The sequence below is a fragment of the Streptomyces sp. NPDC052109 genome (genome assembly GCF_040680195.1).
In the GTDB taxonomy this organism is placed as follows: domain Bacteria; phylum Actinomycetota; class Actinomycetes; order Streptomycetales; family Streptomycetaceae; genus Streptomyces.
The window spans coordinates 109,469-130,605 of the sequence record NZ_JBFAWF010000009.1 but is presented as its reverse complement, the minus strand read 5'-3'; the positions used below and the strand labels follow the sequence as shown (position 1 = coordinate 130,605).

At 67.9% G+C, this 21,137-nt stretch carries 14 protein-coding genes and 5 pseudogenes; 11 read left to right on the top strand and 8 right to left on the bottom strand.

What is annotated here, in order from left to right; genetic code table 11:
* Positions 1-120: 120 nt before the first annotated feature.
* From AB0L59_RS20270 to AB0L59_RS20250, 5 genes and pseudogenes are all read left to right on the top strand, one after another.
* On the top strand, positions 121-840 hold the full coding sequence (locus AB0L59_RS20270) for a hypothetical protein (protein ID WP_365585352.1): 720 nt from the start codon (positions 121-123) through the stop codon (positions 838-840).
* 27 nt (positions 841-867) lie between these two features.
* A pseudogene (locus tag AB0L59_RS20265) lies at positions 868-1,470 on the top strand (transposase family protein).
* A 661-nt stretch (positions 1,471-2,131) separates the two neighbouring features.
* Positions 2,132-2,788, top strand: coding sequence for a hypothetical protein (locus AB0L59_RS20260; protein ID WP_365585349.1), 657 nt, complete (start codon positions 2,132-2,134; stop codon positions 2,786-2,788).
* A gap of 1,251 nt (positions 2,789-4,039) precedes the next feature.
* Positions 4,040-4,336 (top strand): hypothetical protein, encoded by a 297-nt coding sequence (locus AB0L59_RS20255; protein WP_365585346.1) that lies wholly within the window; start codon positions 4,040-4,042, stop codon positions 4,334-4,336.
* Between the two features lie 1,774 nt (positions 4,337-6,110).
* Positions 6,111-7,340, top strand: a complete 1,230-nt coding sequence (locus AB0L59_RS20250) for a S53 family peptidase (protein ID WP_365585344.1) — start codon at positions 6,111-6,113, stop codon at positions 7,338-7,340.
* A 282-nt stretch (positions 7,341-7,622) separates the two neighbouring features.
* Here AB0L59_RS20250 and AB0L59_RS20245 read toward each other — a convergent pair whose 3' ends face one another.
* Together AB0L59_RS20245 and AB0L59_RS20240 are read right to left on the bottom strand one after the other, a co-directional pair.
* A complete protein-coding gene (locus AB0L59_RS20245; RefSeq protein ID WP_365585342.1) occupies positions 7,623-7,832 on the bottom strand; it encodes a hypothetical protein in 210 nt (69 codons plus the stop codon).
* Positions 7,833-8,041: 209 nt separating this feature from the next.
* The gene (locus tag AB0L59_RS20240; RefSeq protein ID WP_365585340.1) at positions 8,042-8,626 is read right to left on the bottom strand and encodes a hypothetical protein; all 585 of its coding nucleotides are present in this window, start codon (positions 8,624-8,626) and stop codon (positions 8,042-8,044) included.
* A 461-nt stretch (positions 8,627-9,087) separates the two neighbouring features.
* Here AB0L59_RS20240 and AB0L59_RS20235 point away from each other — a divergent pair, with 461 nt between their 5' ends.
* Entirely contained in the window at positions 9,088-10,122 is a 1,035-nt protein-coding gene (locus tag AB0L59_RS20235) for a hypothetical protein (protein WP_365585338.1), read from the top strand.
* Between the two features lie 82 nt (positions 10,123-10,204).
* Here AB0L59_RS20235 and AB0L59_RS20230 read toward each other — a convergent pair.
* Both AB0L59_RS20230 and AB0L59_RS20225 read right to left on the bottom strand, forming a co-directional pair.
* Positions 10,205-10,427 (bottom strand): annotated as a pseudogene (locus AB0L59_RS20230) (site-specific integrase); the annotation flags it as partial.
* Between the two features lie 5 nt (positions 10,428-10,432).
* Positions 10,433-11,332: pseudogene (locus AB0L59_RS20225) on the bottom strand (hypothetical protein); the annotation flags it as partial.
* A 146-nt stretch (positions 11,333-11,478) separates the two neighbouring features.
* Here AB0L59_RS20225 and AB0L59_RS20220 point away from each other — a divergent pair.
* Positions 11,479-13,485 carry a SpoIIE family protein phosphatase gene (locus tag AB0L59_RS20220; protein WP_365585336.1) on the top strand — a complete coding sequence of 669 codons (2,007 nt, stop codon included), beginning with the start codon at positions 11,479-11,481 and terminating at the stop codon, positions 13,483-13,485.
* A gap of 224 nt (positions 13,486-13,709) precedes the next feature.
* Here AB0L59_RS20220 and AB0L59_RS20215 read toward each other — a convergent pair whose 3' ends face one another.
* The gene (locus tag AB0L59_RS20215; RefSeq protein WP_365585332.1) at positions 13,710-14,627 is read right to left on the bottom strand and encodes an NADP-dependent oxidoreductase; all 918 of its coding nucleotides are present in this window, start codon (positions 14,625-14,627) and stop codon (positions 13,710-13,712) included.
* 963 nt (positions 14,628-15,590) lie between these two features.
* Here AB0L59_RS20215 and AB0L59_RS20210 point away from each other — a divergent pair.
* Positions 15,591-16,616, top strand: a complete 1,026-nt coding sequence (locus tag AB0L59_RS20210; protein WP_365585330.1) for a cytochrome P450 — start codon at positions 15,591-15,593, stop codon at positions 16,614-16,616.
* 96 nt (positions 16,617-16,712) lie between these two features.
* Here the strand turns inward: AB0L59_RS20210 and AB0L59_RS20205 are convergent, their stop codons facing one another.
* The gene (locus tag AB0L59_RS20205) at positions 16,713-17,270 is read right to left on the bottom strand and encodes a GNAT family protein (protein ID WP_365585328.1); all 558 of its coding nucleotides are present in this window, start codon (positions 17,268-17,270) and stop codon (positions 16,713-16,715) included.
* Between the two features lie 328 nt (positions 17,271-17,598).
* Here AB0L59_RS20205 and AB0L59_RS20200 point away from each other — a divergent pair, with 328 nt between their 5' ends.
* The 3 genes and pseudogenes from AB0L59_RS20200 (at position 17,599) to AB0L59_RS20190 (ending at position 20,447) form a co-directional block, all read left to right on the top strand.
* Positions 17,599-17,826, top strand: coding sequence for a ferredoxin (locus AB0L59_RS20200; protein WP_365585326.1), 228 nt, complete (start codon positions 17,599-17,601; stop codon positions 17,824-17,826).
* Positions 17,823-19,193, top strand: a pseudogene (locus AB0L59_RS20195) (FAD/NAD(P)-binding oxidoreductase); the annotation flags it as partial. The gene AB0L59_RS20200 and the pseudogene AB0L59_RS20195, both read left to right, overlap by 4 nt.
* A 240-nt stretch (positions 19,194-19,433) precedes the next feature.
* Complete coding sequence (locus AB0L59_RS20190) at positions 19,434-20,447, top strand: cytochrome P450 (protein ID WP_365585682.1); 1,014 nt, start codon at positions 19,434-19,436, stop codon at positions 20,445-20,447.
* 20 nt (positions 20,448-20,467) lie between these two features.
* Here AB0L59_RS20190 and AB0L59_RS20185 read toward each other — a convergent pair.
* Both AB0L59_RS20185 and AB0L59_RS20180 read right to left on the bottom strand, forming a co-directional pair.
* A pseudogene (locus tag AB0L59_RS20185) lies at positions 20,468-20,608 on the bottom strand (DUF4041 domain-containing protein); the annotation flags it as partial.
* Positions 20,609-20,725: 117 nt separating this feature from the next.
* The gene (locus AB0L59_RS20180) at positions 20,726-21,106 is read right to left on the bottom strand and encodes a hypothetical protein (RefSeq protein WP_365585325.1); all 381 of its coding nucleotides are present in this window, start codon (positions 21,104-21,106) and stop codon (positions 20,726-20,728) included.
* Between the last annotated feature and the right edge of the window lie 31 nt (positions 21,107-21,137).

The window sequence follows — 21,137 nt, the reverse complement described above, 5'->3', positions numbered from 1 at the left end:
AAGGCTTGTCCTGTAAAGATCAGGTTCAGCCGCGGTGGCTCTCCGGCAAGCTCGGCGGCGGCAGCCTCCCGCGACCGCCCGGCTGCGGCGATGACATAGGGCAGCGGCATGATGAGCCCCATGACGAGCAGCGCAGGGATGCATCCGGACCTGATCCCGGGTTACGACAGCGACGCCCTCGCCCACCTTCCGGAGCTTCTCAACGAGCCTCTGTTCTGGCTGGGACACCTTTACTCCTGCGTGCAGAGCGAGGAGGCCGAGGAGCTCCTGTTCGGTGCGGACTACGACGCCGCGGAGGACTTCCACCGCCAGATCTCCGGACGCGCGGACTGGCCCACCTTCACGGTCCCGGTCACCGCCGGCCGCCTGCACATCGTCTACCGCAACCTTGCCGAGGACGCGGGTACCGACTACCTCCTGCACCATCCAGACTGGGACCGTGCCGAACTGCTCGCCAGAGACGACGGCCACTTCATGGGCCCCGGCCTGTCCTGGCCCGAGCTGACTGCAGCTGCGGACAACGGCCTGGCCGGCGGCTCCACCACCGACCCACACAGTCGTCTGCTGCTCCTTCTGCCCGCATTCGGAGACGCAGCCCTACCCGCAGGGGCCGCCGGACGCTTGGCGGCAGCGCTACGCGCCCGAACCGCCGTTGAGGACCCCGAACAACTTGCGGCCGCTCTGATGGAAGGCCAAGGCCCCTGTGGCCCTACGTACTGGACCACGAACAGGGACGGTCAACGGACCAACGATGGCCGCTACTCGTTCCGCAACCCCACCAACGGCTTCGCCCTGCCGGCGGACCGCCTCGCCCGGGTGACCACAGCACTGGCTCCCTGATCCAGGCAGTCCTGGGAAGATCATGCCGTGAGTAGCGTGATCACCGCTTCGCAGCCGCTCTGGACAGCCCCCTTCACCGGGCTGAGCCCTCGCCGCTTGAGCAAACTGATCACAGCGTTGAGACGTCAGGGTGCGGCCGAGGTGCGGCGAGGACGGCCGTGGAGTCTGCCGCTGGAGGATCGGGTCCTCCTAGTGACCGCGTGCTGGCGAACGAACTTGACGCTCCGGCAGCTTGCTCCACTGTTCGGGATCTCCAAGTCCGCCGCCGACCGCATCATCGCTCAGCTGGGGCCGTTGCTTGCGTTCAAGCCCCGGCAGAGATTCCGACCGGACGCCGTGTTGATCGCCGATGGCGCCCGTCCCGGGCAACCGCAACGACTGCAAAGCCTGGAAGGAGTCCGGGGCGAAGACTGCCGTCGGCAAGGCCACCGCCATCGCCGACGGCGGCTACCTGGGTACCGGGCTGGTCATCCCACACCACCGGCCCAAGGGCGGCGAGCTCACCGAGTGGCAGGCCGAGCACAACTGAAGACCTGGAAGATCCTCCGCGACTGCCGGCTGAAGGGCGACGGGGTCCACCACGCCATGCTCGGCATCGCCCGCCTCCACAACCTCATCCAAGGTGCGTAGCCACATCTCCTGAGCCCCTGCCCAGCCATACACCCAAGACCGATTACGGGACAGCCACTAGGGCTCCAGGATCCGAGCGCGGCGGCGCTTGACTGGGTCATTGAAACTCCAGCCCAAAGCCGCTACGCCCACCTCAGTCGTTCGCCGACAGCTCGATGCATCGAGCATCGGTAGTCCAACTCACGAGCCCAAGAGGCCATGGCCTAATCCATCGTCATGCCTTCTCCGGGCGCGGCGGGTAGACCGCGCCCGCCGGGCACTGGTCACCGTCCGGCCTGGGCGAACCCTGCTGTGCGCTGCCGCGTCCGCGGGACAGCCAACGTTCACGTGGCCGCCTCTAAACCTACGACAGGTCACATGTCAAGCAGCGACTCGCCGACATTTCCCGGCAACCCGCCACCATGGCGGGTGACTAGGCGCCAGAAGATCACCTGTAAGGGCTAACTGCGACTCAACTGCTGCTAACCATAAGGACTTTGATGGCCTCACCAGCTTTACCTCCGAGTGGTGTGGAGGGCCTCCGCATACCCGAACGGCCCCACGAAGCCGAGATTCCGATTTGCTCGATATGACAGCAATAGGGGTCGTTAGTACGTTCAATCACGCACCGGCTGCCACAGCGGGCGCTGCTGTCTTCAGTCTCAGAGAGAGAACAAGCAACATGTTGATGACCCAATCCCGCAAGATCACCATGGCCGTCGCGGCCGCCGCGGCACTGACCGCGACTGGTATCACCTACGCCTCGGCCGTCTCAGCGCCGGTTCCCCGGTCAGCCCCGGCTGTCATGGCGGCACCGCTCGGCGGTCCCAGCACCCCCAACAACAACGAAGGCAAGGGCAACGAAGGAAGAGAAGGAAGGGAAGGAAGGGGGTTCCGCCCCCACTTCGAGGGCAGGGTCTTCGTCAATGAGCGCGAATACTCCGGCCGCCCCGACGGATGCATCACCGTCGTCAGCGGCCTGGGTGCCAGGACCCTCAACATCCGCAACGACAGCCGCAACGTGGTCGAGGTCTTCCGCGGGGCTGTCTGCGACAACGGCGCCCCCATCGCCATCGTCGGCCCCCACAGCCAGAGCGACGGCGTCTGCCCGAGGTTCAAGGACGAGGACGAGCACGAGCACGAGAACTGCGAGGAGCGCAAGCACCACGAGAAGGGCGAACGCCACGAGAAGGGCGAGCACCACGAGAAGGGTGATCACCACGAGGAGATGGAGGACGGCGTGAAGGTCAAGAACGGAGTCGTCGCCAGCTTCCGCGTCATCTGCCGCCACGGCGAGGGCGGCGGATTCGGCGAAGGCGGCGGATTCGGCGAAGGCTAAAGCTAGCAACCGCCTGATGCGCATGCTGGAGGACGCCGGCTCACCGGAATTGGGCCGGCGTCCTCCGGTCAGGAAGCCTGAGTGTCTAACTGAGTGGGAACACCCACGCACAACGGCGAACAAGTGCGGACGTCTGCGGACCATCAGCGCGGGTGAGAGCTGCACCAATCCCAGGCGAAGTCCACACCGAAGTAGCTTGGGGCTGAACTCCCGCCGCGGGCTGACCCATCGCCGACGGCTCACCGGGGTGAGTGAAGTTCCCTCCTGTACCGACCATGGTCAAGCTAAGGGACCGCACTGACAACGACCGACACGCGAAGGCAAAGGGATCTCCGCTCCAGGACTTGGACGCCATGTGTCCTACGTGTCCGACTGTCCGGTTAGAGCCCTGACCTGCAGAGATGGGTGGGACAGTGAGATTCACCAGTGTCCCACCCGTCCGACCTGAGTATCGGGCTGCGACACCCCGCGGTGTTGCAGCCCCTCACGTCGTCGCCTCCCGCCGGGCTTCAACGACCGGACGTAACTTCGCGCCCCTCTCCCGCACGCGTGTGAGGGGCGTGTGCGGGTCGAGATCACGCGGCCCGCGCGGCTACCTTGCAGGTCAGAGCCATAGTCGAGGATGCCATCAGCGTGCTCTCCGGAGCCGTGTGCGCAGGTTCGAATCCTGCCGGGGGCACTCGTCCAGGATCAGCAGAAATCAAGCGCTGGCCCGGGTGGATGCCGACGAGAAAGAGCGGGAGACAGTCTCACTGTCTCCCGCTCTTTCTCGTCGTTGCGCACCGATCGCGGGTGAGGAACGTGGGGGCCACACACCCGCCGGCCACCACCCTCCTCGTGGCACCCACCTGGCGGAGGCCCCGCTAGTTCTGGCACGAGTGCGGCATGGGGAGCCTCTGATCCGGAGCTCCGTTCGGACGGGTCACCGACGGTCGCCCCAGTCTCGCAACGGTCCTGAGCTGACCCACGCGCCCCGCCACTTCCCCCGGAAGGAGTGACCGCGGCCCCCGGGCACAGGAAGCCGACGCCCACTGCAACGAGACACGACATACCGACCCGACCTGCAGCGCTCTCAGTCGACCCGCTCACTTCCGCGCGCGCACGTGAATGATCCAGGCCCAGACGGCCAACTACTCGCGCGTCGGGCGATTTCCGCGTTGCTGAGGCACTGCACGCGCCAGGACGCCTATGAAGGCGGCAAGCTGGTGGGCTAACCGCCGAAGCGACGTCGAAGAAGGGCAGGGGAAGCAAGTGGCTCAGGAGGACGGTGACGATCCACGGTTGCAAGTGATCTCGGCACGTCTCCAGCAGGATCACCCGAGGCTGCACGGGAAGCCGGCTCGGTCGGGCCTGTTGTTCGTGACCGCGCGGCTGGCCATCGCTGCGGTCGGTCTGGTGTCGGCTGTCGTACTGCTGCTGCGGATGAATGGGTTGGGGATCGAGGTGACCCACTTCGCCGTCGCCCTGGTGATCATCGGTGTGACCGAGGCAGCTCGCCGGGCGATCCAGCCGGCGAACCTGATCAAGGACCGCCGAAGCCAGCGCTGACGCTCTTGCAAGAGGGAGCTGAGAGCCAGTCCTTCATCGGACTTTTCAGCGCTCACCATCAGCCACCTTCCGTGAGTCAAGAATTACGTAAGAGGGATTGACTCAATAAGTAGTGGGCATGCGTGCGACTCCCGTCCTGGGGTCGTCATGCAGGTTTCCCGACGGGGGTTTCCGTGTTTTCTGGTTCGACCGACCAGTTCGAAGTTTCTTTCACATTCAGGGCCGGGTGGTGTCGCCTGACGTTGCGTGTAGGCGGAGAAGCGGCTGTCTATCGGGCTACATCCATTGAGGACGAGTTCTTCTCCGACTTGGTCGCGGCGGTGGCTCACATCGCATCGGGTGCGGCGGTGGCGTCGGTTCTGTGGGGTGACGAGCCGGGAGGGGTGTTCCTCGATCTCGCCAGGTCGGGGCCAGACCATGCTTCCATCGCCGTACACGAACTGGGCCTGCCCGACTGGCTCACTCCGGCTGACCCGCCCTGGACGCCAGTACGGGGGAATGCCCTGGTGTCAGCCCGGGTCCCTGTGCTGACGTTCCTGACAGCATTCAAGGAAGCCTTCTCGGCTGTCCGAGAAACGGCGCCAAAGGGGCGGATTCCGGGCTGGGGTGGAGATTTCCCGAATGCGGCGTTCTCGTCACTGTGTAGCACATTGCGCGACCGTCGACCTTCGTAGAGGAACCTGCTTTCCCGGCCCACCCGAAAACTTTATAAGGGGGAGTTTTTCGTGCGCGCTTTCAAGCGCTTCAGCGTCGCAGCCCTCGCCGCAGTGTCGCAGCCCTCGCCGCAGCGGCGCTGACCATCTCGCTGACCGGCGTATCCGCAGCAGCCAACAGTCCGCGCCAGACCGACCCGCCCAGCGGCGCTACCCAGTGGAGCGACTGCTTCTACGGCCATCCGTTCCCGTCCAAGAACGCCTACGTCAACAGCCTCGGCAACGACCACGTCCGCATCGGTGTGGTCGTGCGCTGCGGCGTTCACGACAACGATGCTGCCGACGGGTGGGGCGTGCGGCACACAAGGACGGCCACGGCATCGATGAGTACACCGAGTACTGCATCCAGCTGGTCGTGGGCAAGACCAGCTGGACGGAGTCCGTGGACTATTCGTGGATGGGATCTTGGAGCGCCCGCCGAGGTCAGCCGCCACATTCGACGGACGGTCACCTGCGTCCGGCCGTCCCTCCGAGGTCTCCGACACCACCCACCGCTCCGCTCGGCGCCAAGTGGGCGCGTGGCGCCATGTCCGGCTCCAGCGGCCCCCCGATCCCGCTCAAGCGTCGCCCCTCTTCGACGGCCGGACCGTGATGTATCCCACGAAGCGGTCAGAGCCGAGCTATCGAATAAGACCAACACAGCGGGCATCGAACCGGCCGGGACTCCTGCAGGAGGCAATCCAACACGCGAAGGCCCCGCTGCCACCAGGACTGAAGCCGTGCGACAGCCAGACCGGCACGCGCGCCCTCGACGGGTTGCCAGCCCGTGCGGAACACCCTCGGAACGGACATAGAGCATCGAATCATATGAAGCAGTGACAAGGCACACAGGGGCAAACCCTTGCCTCGTGGACGCCCTCGGAGTGAGATCGACGGTCAACGGCCGAGCATGGTCTAGTCCACACCGAGGAGCATCCATGCGCAGGATCCATGCGCGGCGGCGCACCCCTGTCGTCGCAGCCTGGCTCACCAGCCTCACCAGTTTCGCTGCGATAACAACGCTTTTGTCTGGTTCCGTCGCCGTGGCAGCACCCGTGCAACCGGCGCAAGGGGTCAAGCCCGTGCCGGCTGCCGGGCAGCAGTCGAAGAGCGCGCCCGGCAGCCTGATGACCACTGCGCAGTGCCGGGAGAAGTGGGGGTTCGACTGCTACAACGCGCTCCAGTACCGCCAGGCGTACGACCTGAACCCGCTGTACGAGGCAGGAGTGACCGGCAAGGGGCGCACGATCGTGATCGTGGATCCGTTCGGCTCGCCGACCATCCAGAAGGACCTGGACGTCTACAGCGCCCGGTTCGGCATCAAGAGCACCCATGTCGACGTGGTCAAGTGGGGCAACGTCCCGCGCTTCGACCCCAGCGACGCCGACCAGCTCGGCTGGGCCGGGGAGACCACCCTCGACGTGGAGATGGCGCATGCCGTCGCCCCGGACGCGCACATCGTCCTGGCGGAGACCGGGGTCGGCCGGATCGGGGACGGCACCACCGGCCTGCGGGAAATCATGGACGCCGAGAAGTCGCTCATCGACCGCGGCGTGGGCGATGTGATCAGCCAGAGCTGGGGCGTGGCGGAGAACAACTTCCCCGGCTTCGGCAAGGGTGACTTCTCCAGCATCCAGAACCTGCGGTACGCCTACAAGGACGCGGCCAAGCACGGTGTGACCGTCACCGACGCTTCCGGCGACAGCGGACCCACCGACACCACCGCGAACGGCCAGACCACCTACCCGTACAGGGTCAACGCCTGGCCGACCGACGACCCCCTGGTGGTCTCGGTCGGCGGCACCCAGCTGCACCTGGACGCCAACGGCGACCGCACCGCCCCGGACAGCGTCTACAACGACCACGGCGCCAGCGGCGGCGGCCAGTCCCACGTCTTCCCCCGTCCCTCGTACCAGAGCGGGCTGGCCGGCAATCACCGCAGCACCCCGGACATCTCCATGTCCGCCGCGCTGAAGGGCGGCGGATGGGTGTACTCCAGCTACGACCCCAAGAAGGTCGGCTGGGAGGTCTACGTCGGCACCAGCGAGGCCAGCCCGCTCTTCGCAGGAATCGTGGCCCTGGCCGACCAGGTCGCCGGGCACCGGCTGGGAGACATCCACCAGGCGCTGTACTCGCTGTACGCGAAGTCCTCGTCCAACCCGTCCACCGGGATCGTGGACGTGAAGGACGGTACGAACAACAGCTACGCGGGAGTCACCGGCTACACCGCGGTGAAGGGCTACGACATGGCGACCGGCATCGGAACGATCGACGCGGCCCGCTTCGTCCCGGCCCTCGCCAAGGAGGGCTGACCCCGTCCTGTCCCCGAGGCGCGGGCGCCCGGCGTACCACTGCCGGGGAGCCCGCGCCGGGACGGCGGCTCGTATACGCAGACGTACGCCGCCGGAAGTGGCCGTATGGCGGGGTCCGTGCACGAGGCGTGGACGGGATCTTGGAACGTCGCTGCAGTGAGGCCCAGGAAATGGCGAGGCCCGCACCACCGCCAGGCGCCCTGCCCCGCACGAATCGTCACGCCGCGGGGGCTGGCAACTGGCGTCCATGAGGACCGCCGGCACTCCGCTGAGGCGACCGACTCAGGCCTGGTTCCAAGCCTGACGATGGCGAGCAACGCTGTGCACCTGCTCCACCTGCTCCACCTGGTCGGCTGTGAGCACGCCTGAGAGCGGAGCGAGTGCCGCTACTTGGCACTCCTGGTAGACCCGGACACTGAACTGCGTAGCGACCACCTTCAGCTCGGTGACACCGACGAGGACGAGCACCGGCTCCACCGGTACGGGTCGCAAGAGCGCTCAAGCACTCGGGCGACCCGCTTGGCCTCCGCCCGGATCTTGCCTGCGTAGGGCGCCGGTTTCCCGTGATCGACTTTCACGGAGTCATCCCCGGCCCGTACGGCCCTCTTGTGGTGGTGCTTCGTATTGACAGGCCACCGTGGAACCTCACTTGATCCCCACCAGCGGCGCCGATTCCCCGCTCGCCCTTTCCAAAGTTCCTTTCAGGGCTCGGGGGTCCATTCCACGGGAGGAGGTGTGCGGCTGTAGTGAGCTCCCCTGGTGCCGTAGTGGGCCAGGTGCAGGGTTTCACCGTCGAGCTGGAGCTCTGCCGGCGGAGGGTTGGGAACGGAGATCCGTGGGTGGGCGTAGGGGTGGCCTTCGATGAAGACAGGTTCCCGGAAGTGGTTCCGGGCATCGGCCCAGTCCTGTGCCCGCTCGCGGGTCCACGGGTTCTGCAGGGTCCGCGGGGCGGCCGGGTCGTGCTCGTAACCGTTGAGGCTGCGCACCAGAGCTTCGCTGTAGACCCCCTTGACCCGGAAGTTCTCCAGGTCATCCGCGCGTACGACCATGTTGACGTACCGGCGGCCGTTGCCCCGGTGCCGGCCCACCGCACGCCAGCGACCGTGGCCCGGGTCCCAGCAGACGGGCGGGATCCACAGCAGGGCGCCTGCGCGGAAGTGCTTCGTGCCGTGCTGGATGTCGAGGCCACTCTCGCCGTGCGCGGTTTCTCGCGCCACGTTGGCCACCAGGCACCAGCCCAACAGCCCGTCCGGCGTCTCTTCTTCGGTAGGTCCCGTGTCTGCCACGCCGAGAATTCTGAGGCACGAGACGAGGCGCGAGCCAGCTCTTATCAGCTGAGCCGACCGGAGCGAACCCCATGCGCATCACCAACCGCAGGAGACATCGACCTCACTCGAAGCCGGCGCTCCTGGTGGGGGATCGCGTGACCCCGGGGCTTGTCCCGCATATGTACGCGCTTCTCGCCCTTGCCGACCACGGACCTCTTCAACGTCCGCCTCGGGCCACAGGGACCCGGCGTAGTACCCAGTTGTCCGTGTCGTATTGAGTCCGGGGAGTGAGCGCGACCGGCTGCGCGTCCGGCACTCTGCAGTGCTTCGTTCAGTCGTCCCAGGTGGTCGAACCGCTCGGGGCCTGCCCCTTCCACCGGTAGGGCCCGGGCTTCCTCACGTTCCGGCAACAATGGCACACACGTCCCGCACGACTGTCACAGTATCCCCACCAACTCCTGCCATTTATGAGGGGAATCGTGCGCCGCACCGTCTCGGCCATCGCTCTGCTCTCCTGTCTGCCTCTCGCCGCCTGCATGTCTTCTCACAAGCCTTCGGCAGCGCCTGACGTCCGCTTGGCCTCCTCGACGCCTTCGGCCTCGAGCAGCGCTGCGCCGGCGGCAGCAGGTGACGGCGGTGGTGTCTGCACGATCTACCTGTACGGGCACGCCGCCCGTGCCGAGGTGCACAGCAGTGGGGAGTCCGATCCGGCGGCCGCGTGCGGCAGCCTCGCCTCTTCCCTGTCCACAGGCGGAGACTTCTGGACCACGCAAACCGTTGCCGTGCAGGGTCTCGTGCCCGAGGTGTGCGCTGTACAGAAGAACGACGTCATGGTCGTGGTCCGCGACACCAACGGCCAGATATTCGGGCAGGGCGTGTGTAGCGCCCTACTTCAAAGCGGCTGGACCGAAGACGCGCAGGCGGAGCGGACCGCGCAGCAGCAGGACCGGGCGACGGTTCACGCAAGTGCTCAAGCCAGTGCACAGGCGGCGGACCGGCAAACGGCGCAGGACGCGCTCACAGCACTCCAGGGCTCCAACAGCTCCTTCACCAACGCCAAGTCCGTACGCGGCGACGTCGGGACAGCCGACAAGGATCTCGCGCAGGAGCGGCAGGACGCCAAGGGCGGCAACGGCGATGGCTGCTACAACGTGGAGAACGTGGTCGGCTACGACGCCGAGAACGTAGTCGGGTACGACGTGACAATCACGGCCAGCTACGACGTAGACCAGGAGAAGCAGGCGATCACGGGCCTGCGGTCCCAGATCACCGCTCTCCAGAACGCGCAGACATCCCTCACTGCCGACGGACTGCCCACGCTGCCCAGTGCCGGCAGCGCCATAGCCACAGCGGAAGCGAACATCACCACCGCGATCGCCACCACGGACAAGGCCATCGACGACCTCAACGCCGACATGCGGACCGCGTACAGCATCGCGAACACCCTCGGCACCGGCGACTGCGCCAACACCGGCCCTGGTAAGGCACCGGCGGGGCTTTCGCACATCTCGTGAACAAGTGCATCACCGCAGGCAGCGCAAAACGAGGGAGGCCCCAGGCGGCATGCCTGGGGCCTCCGTGGGCGTGCAGGGTGTCTCATTCGTACTCGCAGAGCAGGTCCTCAATGGCGGTTGGCGACGTCCTGCCGTCCGTCGAGGCACTTCGCGTAGCGGGTCAGCAGGACCTCGACACTGTTGCCGGCGCGCTCGGCGACCTCGATGGGATCCACTCCAGCATTGAGCCAGGTCGACAGCGCCGAGTGCCGAAGGTCGTACGGCCTACTGGCGAGCGGCGAGGCCGCAACCGCCGGCGGGAGCGCCGCCGAGCATCCGGCTCGCGGGCGATGAACAGGTGCGTGTGGCCGTTCGGCGCGAGGTCGGCGGCGTGTACGGCGATCACCGCGTCGACGTCGCCCCCGCCTCGGCCAGACGTTCCATCAGGTATTTCTCGGCCCAGCCGCGACGGTTGCGCGGCACGCCTCGACCGCCGATTTCCGCAGGACGGCCATCCTCTCTTCGCTGAGGACATCCTCGTAATCGAGGGGGTCGATGTCGGTCAGGCCGTCGTCGACGTCGCCGAGCGCATGGCCGACCGGCCAGCGCGCGAGTTCCTCGGGATCGGTCGGGCCGCACGGCACGCGTCGAGGTGGGCGTCGGCAAGCCCGGCACCGGCCTGCCCGAGCCATCCGTCCGAGTCGTCGACGCGCTCCACCGCCTCGGCCGGCAGCCGCATCGCCTCCCGCGCCCAGGTGATCGCGCCGTCGGCCGGACCCGAGCCGGTCAGTCCCCTGGTCGCAGACACTGCCTGCCCGGCCTGGCCGGCATAGGCTTCGTAAGTCCACGTCAGGCCCTGGGGGTTGGTGACCTCGGTCAGGCGCAGTTCCCGGTCGCGGCAGAACTCGTGGCGGACCCCGTCCGGGCCCGTGCGGGACGTCAGCAAGTCGAAGTCGGTGTGCTCGAAGCGCGGGACGCCACCCATAGGGTCGATGTGGCTGGTGCAGTCGCCCTCGCCGTCGTACGTCCACGATTCCGTCGTGCCGTCCGGTGCCGTACGACGGGCCAAGTGGCCGTCGACCGTCCACTCCAGGCGTGTGGTGGCGCCCGTGGGATCCGTGATGGCGATGGGGCGGCCGAAGGCGTCGCGTTCGCAGCGCGTGAGCGCGCCGAGCGGGTCCGTGATCTCCAGCGGGAGGCCCGCGGGGTCGCATACGACCGTTGCCGGGATAGCTCCGGCACGGGTGAGGCACGGGAAGCTTCTCATCCGCAGCTCTCTGTGGCGGCCAGTTGCTGGGGTTGCCGTACCCGCCGTCATCACTCGACGCGGCAGTCGCACACACTCTTCACTGAGATATCGCAGCAAATTACGCGAATATGGTTGAAGAGGCGGTTTCAGTACGTTCCAAGGAGGCACAGATGGACGCCTCGGACGAACTCCTTCGAAGGGCTACCCCTTCCGCTCTCTTGACCCTGGACGGTGCCGTTCGCAGCCTCAATGCGGCGATGGCCAGGGCACTGGGCAGGCCGGCGGAGCAGTGCGTGGGTCGTGGCCTGGTTGATCTGATGCCCGCAAGCCAGCGGACTGCGGTCGAGAGCCTCATGGCGCACGCCGCCACGACGAAGACGATCGTGATGCGGGTGCTGGAGTTCCCCCGGGCAGGTGCACCCTCCGTGGTCTGCCTTGTCGAGGCGCGACCCGTGAAGGATCCTGCGGGTGGCGAACCGCTGGTGTGGGTGCACTCGTTGGACGCGGGAAACGACCTGGGCGGTCTGATGATCCCGTTCCGGTTGGGAGCCGAGGCCGCCGACCTCGGTCTGTGCATGTATTCGCCCCAGGAGCACCGGTTGGAGTGGTTGGGTGGCGCACCCGCCCTGGCGACGCTGTTCCCGGAGGCCTCCATGCCGTTGTCCAGGGTGGTCCGGCGAGTCCACCCTGAAGACCGCGGGGCTCTGCGGCGGCTCATGCGTTCGACCGCCGCCCAGTCCCCCTGGATCACGTTGCGATTCCTCACCGAGCGCGCCGGCTGGCACCTTCTGGCCTGCCGGGCCCGCCGGGTCCAGCTGGGGTACGGCGGCCCTGAGCGGGTCTTCGGAGTGATCCGCGACAACGCCAAGGGGGAAGCGCGCCGGCGCAGAGCGTTGGTCGCGCTGAGTGCTGAGCGGCAGCGAGCCGCCGAGATCGCGGCGTTCTCCTCCGCCGTGATGACCGCGGTCACGGAGCAGGAAATACAGCAGGTCGTCCTGACCCGGCTCGCCGCGACCTTCGGTGGTGCCGGCGCCGCGCTGGCGTTCGTCACGAAAGGCCGCCTGCGCGTCTCCTCCGACGCCGGGATCCCGATACCGATGGCCGCCGTGCACGGCCTGCCGCTGGACGCCCCCAGCGCGCTGCCCTATGTGATCCGCACTGGCGAGCCGCAGTTCATTCCCAACCAGGAGGAGTACATCCGCCGCTGGCCGTACGGGGCCATGGTGCCGTACTTCGACCAGCTCGGCTCCGGCTACGCCGTCTCGATCACCTCCCTCAGCCCGAACGGCGATCAGCCGCTCGCGGCCTGGTTGGTGACCTACGAGGGCGAACACCATTCGTCCCCGGATGAGCGGGCCCTCATGACTACTCTCGCCGATCTTGCCGGCCAGGCACTGAAACGCGTCACGTTGCAAGAGGCACGAGTCGAGCTGGCCACGGCGCTCCAGCAGACCATGCTCCCCACGCTGCCCGAGCACCTGCCGGGCCTGGAAGTCGCCGCCCGGTACCGACCGAGCCGCGACGGGCTGGACATCGGCGGAGACTGGTACGACGCCTTCGTCATGCCCGACGGTGCGGTCGCCCTGGAGATCGGCGACACCCAAGGGCACGACGTGGACGCCGCTGCGGCCATGGGACAGGTACGCGCCTCCATGCGCGCGATCGCCGCCCGCGAACCGGACCCCGCAACCGTACTGACACGCATCAACGAGCTGCTCGTCACCATGGACGCGGCACGATTCGCCAGTTGCACCATGCTGCATGTCGACCCGGACGACGGAGAGGTCACCGGCGCCAGCGCCGGCCACGTGCCGTTGCTGTACGCACGCGAAGACGGCTACCACAGCATCCGTGAGCTGCCGGGCGGCCCGGTGCTGGGAGTCCTGCCCGACACCGATTACCACAAGGGAATCTTCACACTGGACAAGGATGCCGCGCTGGTCATGGTCACCGACGGCGTGGTCGAAGGACCCGGCCTCACATTGGAAGCCGGACTGGAACGAACCGCAACACTGCTCGGCGCGGCCCTCCACGACGGACTGAGCGTCGAGGAGACCGCCGACCGCATCCTCGACGCCGCGGTCGCGGGGGACCACCTCGACGACGTGGCCGTGCTGGTCATCCGGCGTACGTGACTGCGTCAGGCTTGCGGACCGCCATCGATCGGTCGATGCCGACGCCCAGGCCGGCACACGCGCCGGTACAGGTTTCGAGATCCAGCCTCATCCTTGTCGAGCCGATCCCCGGGGAACCGTCGACGTTGGCCAACCGGGCCTTCCCCTCGGCCGATCGTCCACTGACGTTCGGCGCCGATCGCTGATCCACGAGGAGGGGAGGACCGGCCGCTGTCCCCGGGTCCTCACGGACGAACGCGGATGATCGTCTTCCCCTTGCGTCGCCCGGTCGGATTGAGGGCGGCGACGGCATCGTCGAGGGTCGAGACGTTGTCGATGTTGGTTCGCAGTCGTCCGTCCCGCACCCGCCGAACGATCTCGCCCAGTTGGGCACGATCGGACTCGACGACGAAGTCAACCGCCAGGCCGTCGGCGGGCCTTGCCTCCGGCGGCCCGACGATGGACACCAGCGTTCCCCCGGCCCTGATCAGGCCCGCGGACCGCTTCCCGATGTCGCCACCGATGCCATCGAACACCAGATCGACGCCGCCGATCTCTCCGAGGGCGTCGTTCTCGAGGTCGACGAACTCCCTCGCGCCGAAGTCGAGCACCGTCTGACGGTCGGCAGCGCGTCCGGTGCCGATGACGTACGCACCGAACTCACGTGCGAGCTGCATCGCCATCGACCCGACTGCGCCGGCCGCACCGTGCACGAGCACGCTCTGCCCCGCCTGAAGGCGGCCGTGCTCGAACAGTCCCTGCCACGCGGTCAGGCCCGAGATCGGCAGGCTCGCGCCCACCGTGAAGTCGACATCGCCCGGCAGCGGCGCGAGGTTGCGTGCCTCGACGGCCGCGTACTCGGCCAGGGTGCCGTCGCGGTACCAGTCGGTGATGCCGAACACCCGCTGTCCCACCGACAGTCCCGTCGTGCCATAGCCGAGGGCGGTGACCACTCCGGCCAACTCGTGCCCGGGGATCGACGGTGTTCGGTCACGGTCGAGGCGATCGGTCCAGGTCGAGGGCCACGCCATCTCGGTGGGCACGAATCCCGACGCATGAATCCGAACGACGACATCGTTTATCGCTGCCTGCGACTCGGGCCGCTCCACCAGCGTCATCCCGGCCGTTCCCGCAGCCTGGTCCGTCACCACGATCGCTCTCATGGGAATTGCCTCCACGGCCATTTGTCTCTTTGGTGGAAATGTTGCGGGGATGGAAAGCCTGTTCGGCATCACCTCGGCGGGGCCGATAGGCCGCGGCCGGCGATCTGGACAGTGCCGGCCGGACTGCTATGCGCTCGTCGTCATGTCTTCGACCTGAGGAGCGGAGCAGCCCAGGAGTGGGGTCCATTTCCATGGTAAAACCTTGGGCCACTCCGAGGTTCGGCCTGCATGCCGAGCCGACCGGGCCGGGCCTGCGCAATGCGCTGACGAAGGCGCTGCGGGGAGCGGTCAGCGCCCGGCACCCGGCACCCGGCTGCCCTTGCCGACCTCCGCGGCGGCGCTACCGCGGTTCCCGAAGGCGGTGATCAGTAGTGAATGCGTAGTGAATGCGGGCGACCGGTGACCGTAATGTGCTCTATATCGCAGATATGCCGTGTGTGGCAATATGTCGTGTGTGGCTGTGGTGCTGAAGCCAGGCGAGAGGAGTGCATCATGATCGCCAAGCTGCTCGGCAAGCTTTCCTTCACCCGCCATTACGGCGCGTACGGGGCCCACGAATGGGATGCGTACGCAGGCGACGACTAGGACCGACCGCACTGCCGGCGGGCGTCCTTGGGCGCCCGCCAGTTCCGAGCCACGCTGCCGACGGTATCGGCCTGGACGGGCACGAGAGCCGGGGACGATCTCATGGGCCGAAGGAATGAGCCGCCGCGGTTGCCCGAAGGCGGCTTCGCGGCCTGGAGCCGCGACCGGCTGGCATTGGCGCGCCGTGGCGCTGAAGAGTGTGGGGACGTCTGGCAGCTGGAGCCGGGTGTCTACGTAGCCGCTGCGGCCGGGCCGTGTGAAGCGGTCCTGCGCCGCGCGCAGGACTTCCCCAAGGCGTCCTCGCCTCTCTTCCCGCCGTTGAAGCGGTCGAGCGGAGCGCCGACGCCCGAGGAGCGTGCGCACGCTCACGCCGCCCGCATGCGCGGACTACGTGCGCAGGCGGTGGCAGCCCGGATCGGTGAGATTGCGCCCCGGACCGCTCGATTCGCCGACCAGTGGCCCACGGGCCAGGACGTCGAGATCCTGCCCCCGGTCCGGCACGCCCTGGCAGAGATCGGCGTGAGCTACCTCTTCTCCGAAGACGCTCCCACCCTGCTGCCCTATGCCTCACAGCTCTTCCTCGCCCGGGAGGTGCTCGTACGCCCCTCGCGTTGGGTATGGCCGCGCTGGATCCCCACGCCTGCACGGCGGTTCCGCACCCGGCAGCAGGTCGCCTTCACCGACGCTCTGCGGCCCATCGTCCGGCGGCGGCGTTCATCGGGCCGGCTCGGTGACGACATGCTGGGACAGATGCTCCGGCCCTCCCCCCACTACGGCCCACTGCCGGAAGAGGCCATCCTCGACACCCTCCCCGGAATCACCGTCGCCACCTTCGAGGCCCCGTCCCGGGCAGCCGGATGGATCCTGCTCCACCTGGCCCGGCACCCCCGGGCAGCGGACCGTGTCGCGGCCGAGGCCGCCTCGCTGCCCGCGGACCCGGCCGAGACGACCAGCACCCACCTCGGCAGCCTGCGATACACCCAGGCACTGGTGAGTGAGGTGCTCCGGCTGTACCCCCCGAGCTGGCTGCTGACCCGGCGCGCCCCGCGACAGACCCAGCTCGCCGGCTACACCATCGACGCCGGGTCCACCGTTCTCGTCTGCCCCTACACCGCCCACCGCGACGCACGGGAATACGCCGAGCCGGACCAGTTCCAGCCCGAGCGCTGGCTCGACGATCCGGGCTCGCCGGCGAAACCCGGGGCCTTCCTCTCTTTCGGTACCGGGCCGCATGGCTGCGAGGGAGCCGCTCTGGCCATGGCGATGCTGACGCTCCTGACTGCGCAGACCGCCCGCTGCCACCACTTGAGCGAGCCGCCCGGACCGGAACCCGGCTACCAGGTCACCACCCTCGAAGGTCTCGCGACTGTCGGCTTGCGCCTGCGCGCCACCTTGCGCGGCTGAGGGCAGTCCTGCTGTCGGTGCCGGGCCGCCTCCACCAGCGAAGAGCGAACGTTGATCGAGTTCGAGTGCCGTTCCGTACCCGCCTGGACGACCGGCTCACTGTTCGCTCATCGTGTGTCGCCGGCCGAACTCGTCGGCGAGCATGCCCATCATGACGAGGTCGTGGTGCCGGCCGGCGAAGAAAACGTGTTCCCGCAAGCGCCCCTCCTCGGTGAAGCCGAGCCGACGAAAAAGCGCCAGCGATGCCTCGTTGTGGGCGAAGGCCGCTGCTAGGCATTTGTGATAGCGCCGCTCGGCGAACATGAAGCGCAGCAGCAGCACCACGGCTTCTGCCGCGTAGCCTTTGCGCCGGTGGTCAGCGCCGATCGTGACATCGAACTCGAACCAGCCTGAACGAGGGCCGGTGCGATGCGAGCCGACCGTGCCGACCAGGTCTCCCGTGGCCGTGGCTTCGACTGCCAACCGGAAGCGGTCGTCATGGCACTTGGCAACGGCTTGCTCCTGCGCCCAGGCACGGTAGCTCTCGGCGGACCGCGGCAGATCCAGCCGGCCCCCTCGCCGCCCGTCATCGTCGGCGAAGCGCATGAACGCTGTCCAGTCGTCGGGCTCGATAGCGCGTAGGCGTACCCGATCACCAGTCCAGGATGATGCCATGCCCTATTTGATCACGCTGTTGCGCGCGCGAGACCGAGAGGCGCACCGAGGCAATGGGAGAAGGCGGGAGCCAGCACCGGTGTCGGTGCCGCTGTTACGCTGATTCTCTGACGGTATTCCGGCACGCCGTGCCACACGGTTTCCGGCGAAACGGCGGTACAAAGCCGAAACGGCAATCCGAAAGAGCGCCGCTTACGTAAGCAGAATGCGGCCGCAACCAGGGATACGTCCCCGGTCAGGCGCCGGTCGCCTCAGCCGCGATGGTCCGTGCTTTCCAGAGTGGCGCCGGCTTGAGAGTCCGCAGCTCCCACTCCCTGTGGAGGTCGGGGTGAAAGTCGTCGTTGATCTTTCCCGATGTGAGGGGTATGCGCAGTGCGCGTTCCTGGCTCCGGAGGCGTTCCGGATGCACGGGGAGGAAGCGCTCATGTACGACCCGAACCCCGACGACGCCCAGCGCGACCAGGTGCTGCGCGCCGTGGCGGCCTGCCCGGTCCAGGCGATCCTGGTCGACCAGCCGGAGGCGCGGCACGCACCGGCGGAGGCGCCGCCGTCATGACCAGTGCCGACGACCTGCGTGCGTTCAGGCGCGATGGCCGCATCGTGGTCGTCGGGGCTTCGCTGGCGGGGCTGCGGGCCGCGGAGGCTCTGCGAGACGAGGGTTTCACCGGATCGTTGACCATGATCGGTGACGAGGTGGGCGAGCCCTACGACCGGCCTCCCCTGTCCAAGCAAGTACTGACCGGGTGGGTGCCGGCCGGGGGCACCACTTTGCCCCGCCGTCGTTCCGTCGACGCGGAGTGGCTGCTGGGCGTGCCCGCCGGCGGGCTGGACCTCGCGACGCACCACGTGCGTCTCGCCGACGGACGCGAGGTTCCCTTCGACCGGGTGCTGATCTCCACCGGGGTACGGGCCCGGCCGTGGTTCGTCGAGTCCGAGGCGGCCCTGGACGGAGTGTTCGTCGTACGCACGCGCGAGCATGCGGAGAGCCTGCAGCGGGCCCTCGCCGCCGGACCCTCCCGTGTGCTGGTCATCGGTGCGGGATTCACCGGCTCCGAGATCGCCTCCATCTGCCGCGAGCGGGAGATCCCGGTGACCGTCGCCGAAATCGGGCCGGCCCCGCTGGTCGGGGCGCTCGGCGCCATGATCGGCGAGGCTGCGGCCGACATGCAGCGCGCTCATGGTGTCGACCTGCGGTGCGGTGTCCGGGTCACCCGGCTCGAGGGCGACGCGCAGGGACGGTTTCGCCGTGCTCACTTCGACGACGGCAGTACCGTCGACGCCGATGTGGCGGTGGTGGCACTCGGGAGCATCCGCAACACCGAGTGGCTGCGGGAGTCGGGACTGGCGGCGGGCGTGTGGGGAATCACCTGTGACACGGGCTGCCGCGCCCTCGACATCAACGGCCGCGTCATCGACGACGTCTTCGCCGCGGGAGACGTGGCGCGTTGCCCCCACCCCGTCTACGGATGCCGTCTCATCTCGCTGGAGCACTGGGCCAACGCCGTGGAGCAGGCAGAGGTCGCGGCACACAACATGGTCAGCGCCCCGGCCGACCGCTGGTCCCACCTGTCCATCCCGCTGTTCTGGTCGATCCAGTTCGGCGTCAACATCAAGTCCGTCGGCGTGCCGACCTTCGCCGACGAGGTGGTCGTCACCCAGGGATCGCTGGACGACCACCGTTTCGTCACCGCGTACGGCTATCGGGGCCGCGTCACGGCTGCCGTGAGCTTCAACAACGGCAAGTGGCTGGAACACTACCGACGGTTGATCGAAACGGCCGCACCTTTCCCGCCCCCCTGTCCCACGCCGGACCGGCCGGCCGACATGAAGCCGGTGCCCGTCGACTTCCCCGGCCCCGCCGTGCTCGCGCAGGGCGCCACGGCGGTCGTCACAGGCCATGACCCGGGTGAGCACCGGGTCACGGCCGTGCGCCGGCATCGGCGGGAGGAAGGCCGGACGACCCCGACCGGGACGCCCGGAACGCTGCGACGGATCTTCGACTACTCCGCCCGGGCCGACCCCTACCCGCTGTATGCCGAGTTGCGCAGGACGCCGGTGGCTCGACAGGAGGACGGCAGCTACGTCATCAGCACCTACCGCGAGATCACGGACCTACTGAACGACCCGCATCTGAGTTCCGACGTGCGCAATCTGTCGCGTCCGATGCCCTCAGCCGAGGGACAGGCCACGTCGTCGTTCATCCACATGGACTCGCCCGAGCACGATCGCCTGCGGCGTATGGCGATGCGTCACTTCGGCCCCCCGCACACTCCTGGCCTGGTGACCGGACTCGAAGGCTTCCTGACCGCCACCGTCGGCAGCCTGGTCGACGATTTGGCGGGCAAGGAGCGGATCGACGTCGTCGACGACTTCGCCTTCCCGCTTCCCGTAACCGTGGTCTGTCACCTGCTCGGTGTGCCACGCGAGGACGAGCCGTGGTTCCACCTCTGGGTGAACGACATCATGAACTCGGTCGACTACGACCCCGAGACCGACCCGAGGGAGAAACTGGACAAGGGCGTGCAGGCCCGTAAGGACCTGCGTCAGCGCCTCGGCGAGCTGGTGGAACAGCGCCACGGCCGGCCGGGAGACGACCTGCTGTCACGGCTGGCCAACGACGACGGGCCCGACGGCCGGATGGCCGACGCCGAAATCGTCGCCACCGCCAAACTGCTCCTGATCGCCGGCCATGAGACCGTCGTCAACCTCATCGCCAACGGCATGCTGACGCTGCTGCGCCACCCGCGGGTGCTGCGGCGACTGCGCGACGAACCGGACCTCGTCGTGCCGCTGGTCGAGGAACTGCTGCGCTACGAGCCCCCCGTGCACGTCATCCCCTGGCGGGCGGCGTACAGCGACATCACCGTCGCCGACACCGTCATCCCCCAGGGCTCGCAGATCATGCTCATGCTGGCCTCAGGCAGCCGCGATCCGAAGCGCTTCCACGATCCGGACCGCTTCGACCCGGACCGGCGTGACAACCAGCACCTGGGGTTCGGCAGCGGCATCCACCTGTGTTTCGGCGGCCCGCTGGCCCGGCGGGAGACCCAGATCGCGCTGACCGAGCTGGTACGCCGGCTCGACCGCCCCAGGCTGGTCGCCGACCCGCCGCCGTACCGGCCCAGCCCCGTTCTCCGGGGTCCGATCCATCTGGACATCGAGCAGGGCGACGGTTGACGCGGCCAGTCGACGCGTCGATCGGCGGCCGCCTTGTGGAGTTCGGACTCCAGTGGCCCGGCGTCCTCGGAAGAGAACATGGCATGGACGTCGTACCGGAACGGCACTGAAGCGCCACCGGGTTCCCGGACGCGGTCCACCGGCTCGAGGCGGCGGGTCATGCCGGCCTTGACGATGTTCGTGCAGCTCCACGAGGCCCCTGGGCACTCGCATCGACGTTGCCGAGATGCCGACAGCAACCGGGGCGCGGCCACCGTGGAACGTCACGTACGCCCCGCTCAGGACCGGGGGATCCGTTCCACGGGAGGGGGTGTGCGGCTGTAGTGGGCTCCCCTGGTGCCGTAGTGGGCCAGGTGCAGGGTTTCACCGTCGAGCTGGAGCTCTGCCGGCGGAGGGTTGGGAACGGAGATCCACGGGTGGGAGTGGCCGTCGATGCGGACGGGCTCCCGGGGTTGGTTCCAGGCGTCCGCCCTTTTCTGGGCCCGCTCGCGGGTCCACGGGTTCTGCAGGGTCCGCGGGGCGGCCGGGTCGTGGTCGTGGCCGTTGAGGGCACGCACCAGAGCTTCGCTGTAGACACCCTTGACCCGGAAGTTCTCCAGGTCATCCGCGCGTACGACCATGTTGACGTACCGGCGGCCGTTGCCCCGGTGCCGGCCCACCGCACGCCAGCGACCGTGGCCCGGGTCCCAG

Bases quoted from the DNA above. Each gene is read 5' to 3' on its own strand.
- AB0L59_RS20205 (WP_365585328.1), bottom strand. From the start codon at position 17,270: ATGGCATCATCCTGGACTGGTGATCGGGTACGCCTACGCGCTATCGAG.
- AB0L59_RS20190 (WP_365585682.1), top strand. From the start codon at position 19,434: ATGCCCTCAGCCGAGGGACAGGCCACGTCGTCGTTCATCCACATGGAC.
- AB0L59_RS20270 (WP_365585352.1), top strand. From the start codon at position 121: ATGACGAGCAGCGCAGGGATGCATCCGGACCTGATCCCGGGTTACGAC.
- AB0L59_RS20220 (WP_365585336.1), top strand. From the start codon at position 11,479: ATGGTTGAAGAGGCGGTTTCAGTACGTTCCAAGGAGGCACAGATGGAC.
- AB0L59_RS20210 (WP_365585330.1), top strand. From the start codon at position 15,591: ATGCGCGGACTACGTGCGCAGGCGGTGGCAGCCCGGATCGGTGAGATT.
- AB0L59_RS20215 (WP_365585332.1), bottom strand. From the start codon at position 14,627: ATGAGAGCGATCGTGGTGACGGACCAGGCTGCGGGAACGGCCGGGATG.
- AB0L59_RS20260 (WP_365585349.1), top strand. From the start codon at position 2,132: ATGTTGATGACCCAATCCCGCAAGATCACCATGGCCGTCGCGGCCGCC.